Genomic DNA, 4034 nt, shown 5'->3' with positions numbered 1-4034 from the left:
AGCTATCTAGTAAGGCATCTTGAACCTCTTTGAGAACATTCGAATCTTTGATTGGTAGAACAATTTGTTGCATAAGAACACTCCTTTTTTACTTTGTGTGACAAATGGCGTACAGTTTTAAAAAAAGGACTGATGATAATGACTAACACAGCAACCAGTTCCAGAATTAACACTAGAATCGACCCAGTAATTAAGAAAAAGGCCCAGGAACAACTGGCTCAACATGGGTTAACTATGTCCGAATTCATGCGGGTAGTTGTGACAACCGTGGCTAACAATGGGAAACCATAATATTATGGTTTCCCAAACAATCAGGTTGCCAGGTCATTAACTGAGGTGGCAGACGACCTTGCAGGGACTACAGAGTTAAAGAGCGCGACCAATAAGCAAGACTTGGAGCAGTTGTTAAATGAGTAAAATAACTCCAACCACTCAGTCTAAACGGTAATATAAAGTTGTGAAGAATCCCAGATGGCAGCCAATTTTTAATCGAAAGGTACCTTTCGATACCGAGGCACGGTCTCCTTGGAATTACATAATTGACTGTTTTTTAACAGATAAGAGCATTCTAGAATATTTCTATGCCACCCACTGAATTTGCCTAAGAAAGTGATACAACAGCTTAAAAAGCGTGTTCCACGACAAGATGTAAAATTTAAAGTTCTGGAATTATATTTCGATGCCATAATGGCGATCATTTGTTGGTGTATGCACAAATACTAGATCAGTTTTATCTAGTAGCGATTGGCACACACAGTGAGGACTATAAAGAATATAAGCATACAAATAACCCCCAACATTTAAATTATAGATGTTGGGGGTTATTTTAATTTGGCAAGCAACCCGCATGCCAGACGGGGGCTGTCGGCCGAATGATTTTGCATCATAAGTATGCCTTCAGCAGGAGCCCTTCAGACCGAGTTTTGCGCAAACAGCGCAAGCTAACTAGCTTGATTATAATCAATGCCATTAAAGATATTATTTACTTTATCAGTATCATTTATATGATTTCGGTATCAAATGGCGTAGAATGATACCGAAAGGAGTGAGATGATCCTGAAAAAATTTGATTATAAAGCTTTAAACAATTTAGACATAACTGCTTCAATGAATGACAAATTAAACCAAATTTATGAATTTAAAGGACGTTTATCGGCTACGCCAATCACCTATAAAGAAGCCTTAGATCACTTGGTTAATGTTGCTAAAGTCCAGAGTACTGATGCTTCTAATCGTATTGAGGGAATTTATACTAGTAACACTCGTTTAAAACAATTGGTTCATCAAAAAACTAGGCCGCGTAATCGCAGTGAGGCAGAAATTGCGGGTTATCGGGACGTATTGGCTTTAATTCATGAACAATATGCATATATTCCGATTAACAGCAGTTCAATTTTAACGCTGCATAAACGTTTGTTTGGTTACACCAACAGCACCTGGGGTGGTCAATTCAAAGATTCTGATAATCAAATCATTACCAAATATGCGGACGGTAGGCAGGAAGTCCGTTTCCAACCACCAGCAGCGTATTTAACTCCGAAATTGGTTCAGGAACTTTGTATCAATTATAATTTAGCAGTCGATCAGCAAACTTTTTCACCACTAATTTTATTGGGCGCCTTTATCTTTGATTTTGTTTCGATTCACCCGTTTCGTGATGGTAACGGCCGTATGTCGAGACTGTTAATGCTGCTAACAATGTACCAAGCACAACTTAACGTTGGAAAGTATATTAGCCTGGAAAACCTAATTGAGAAAACTAAGCAGTCCTATTATGAAGTTCTCAAACAGAGTTCTTTAAATTGGCAAAATAACCAGAACGACTACGCGCCCTTTTTAGATTATTTCTTGGGCGTCATTTTGCAAGCATACCGCAATCTTAATGATCGGCTCAACCTAGTACAAGACAAACCAGTATCTGCGGCGGATTTAATTCTTAAAACATTGACACAAGAATTAAAACCTTTGTCTAGAAGTGAGCTCACGGCCTTGATTCCGCAATACAGTGATATAACAATTAAACGAGCTCTTAGTGAATTGAAGAAAAGTCATCGGGTAAAACTTATTGGCAAGGGAAGATCTTCAAAATATATTTTGAAAAATTAATATGTCTCAGCGCTAATTAGTTCTTTATATTATAAGTGAAGAGAATAATTTCTCTATTCTTAATTATAGAAAGAAGTCTTTTTGTGACTCAGAATGTAGTATCACGATTATTGGTTATAGGAAATGGATTTGATTTGAAATGCGATTTGAAATCTAAGTTTGAAGATTATTATAATAGCAAAGTTGATATGGTTAAAACATTAGGCAAAATGAATGCAGAATTTAATGACCCAAGTACGAATACAGAAATTTTACAAGCTGATGTTTTATATATCGCTGGTTTTTCAAGAAATTTTGGAAACTTGAACGATAACATTAAAATTAATTTTAATGATAATAATATTTCTTTTTGGGATTTTTATTTTTATTTTCACAAAGAAAAACTTAATAACTGGGCAGATGTAGAATACTTTCTAAACAACCTATTAACGATAAACAGTCATAAAACACATCCTGAACTCGATCTTGAAAAATCTTTAGATATGATAGTTAGGTTTAAATATTTAAGACCCAGATTATCTATTGAAAAGTCATTTGTTGAAGAATTTGATGAGTTGAAAGAAAATTTCACAGCAGACCACGAAACATTGGTTTTATTATTTGTTTTGTTAAATAATTTAAAGTATGATATTGAAAAACATTCCGAAAGATATCTTTACGACTTTCTATTTGACGAATTAAATAAATTTGAAAAAAGCTTCAATGATTATTTAATAGCACTACAAGATGAAAAGTATAAAGAAAAGAGTCAACAGTTATTAAAAGAATTATCGCATAATGAATGCTATAATTTGTTGTCCTTTAACTATACAACTCCCTGTACAAACGACTCCTCATGTAATATAACGCAAAATATACATGGAAGACTTGAAGATCATCCAATAATTGGGATTGATTCCAAAAGTATAGGCCCTAATAGTCCAATATTTAGATTTACAAAAACTTACCGCATCATGACTCTAGCAAGTGAAAAACGAGATAAATTATTACCCCAAAATGTTAAAAATATAGTTTTCTATGGTCATTCACTTGCTCCAGCTGATTACTCATATTTTCAATCGATTTTTGATTATTATTCTATTTATGACGAAAGTAAAGAACAAGAAATAAAAAGGGCTCAATTTAATTCTGTTTCTAAACTTATGTCTGAGTATGGAACAACATTTCATAATGAAAAGGGAGAAAATTTGATGCACAAAATGTTGCTTGAGGGTAGACTAATCTTGAAAAATTTAGAATAATAAAAATTATCCAAAATCAATTTGATCCAGCATCGTTTCGGTACTAGCCTGGTCTAAGCCTAAATAAGCTAAAGTCATCGCCTCACTGGAATGATTGAGCAGATTCATGACTAAGCCAATATTATAATTTGATTGCGTGTAGACGCGATAAGCACCGGTTTTGCGCATCGTATGGGTCCCTAGATAATTAATGCCTAATAGATCACCAACTCGTGCCATCACCTTATAAAATTGTTTCTCAGTGATATGACGGTCTGAATGGGCCGTTGAAGGAAATAACCAATCCGAATTGATGTTTTCTTGGACCAGCCAATCATGATATTGCAACAAGTCTTGTTGCACGGGCTTTAAATATAGTGTATTTGCTTTACCGGTCTTTTTATCATGAATAAAGGCCGTGTGTTTAACAGAGCCATCTGGATTATAGACATCGGATTTCTTTAACGTCATCACATCACTCACCCGCAGCAAGGTGGCCTTGCCGACTTGAAAGATAGTGTAGTTACGGCGACCCGCCCGAAAACTATCTAATAAGGTGTCTTGTACCATTTTTAAGACGTTAGAGTCTTTAATTGGCAGTACAATCTGTTGAGACATCATATACCTCCCCGTTAATTAAATTTTGTCTATTGGTAGATTGTAAAATTAATCCGAACGCTGTTCGGACAAAAAAGATCAGCTTCCTTT

Annotated in this window: 4 protein-coding genes and 1 pseudogene; 3 read left to right on the top strand and 2 right to left on the bottom strand. The window is 35.0% G+C overall.

From position 1 onward, the window contains the following. Positions 1-73 (bottom strand): annotated as a pseudogene (locus tag FD20_RS13465) (site-specific integrase); the annotation flags it as partial. Between the two features lie 65 nt (positions 74-138). On the opposite strand from FD20_RS13465, the gene FD20_RS13920 reads away from it, so the two are divergent. The 3 genes from FD20_RS13920 (at position 139) to FD20_RS12180 (ending at position 3347) form a co-directional block, all read left to right on the top strand. Further along, on the top strand, positions 139-291 hold the full coding sequence (locus tag FD20_RS13920) for a type II toxin-antitoxin system RelB/DinJ family antitoxin (RefSeq protein ID WP_235805518.1): 153 nt from the start codon (positions 139-141) through the stop codon (positions 289-291). A gap of 759 nt (positions 292-1050) precedes the next feature. Beyond that, a complete protein-coding gene (locus tag FD20_RS12185) occupies positions 1051-2106 on the top strand; it encodes a Fic family protein (protein WP_057738854.1) in 1056 nt (351 codons plus the stop codon). Between the two features lie 83 nt (positions 2107-2189). After that, entirely contained in the window at positions 2190-3347 is a 1158-nt protein-coding gene (locus tag FD20_RS12180) for an AbiH family protein (RefSeq protein WP_057738852.1), read from the top strand. 6 nt (positions 3348-3353) lie between these two features. Here the strand turns inward: FD20_RS12180 and FD20_RS12175 are convergent, their stop codons facing one another. Continuing rightward, entirely contained in the window at positions 3354-3944 is a 591-nt protein-coding gene (locus tag FD20_RS12175) for a site-specific integrase (protein ID WP_056992254.1), read from the bottom strand. Positions 3945-4034: the final 90 nt, after the last annotated feature.

The sequence above is a fragment of the Liquorilactobacillus uvarum DSM 19971 genome (assembly GCF_001434935.1).
In the GTDB taxonomy this organism is placed as follows: Bacteria; Bacillota; Bacilli; order Lactobacillales; family Lactobacillaceae; genus Liquorilactobacillus; species Liquorilactobacillus uvarum.
This window is presented reverse-complemented; position numbering and strand designations above follow the sequence as displayed.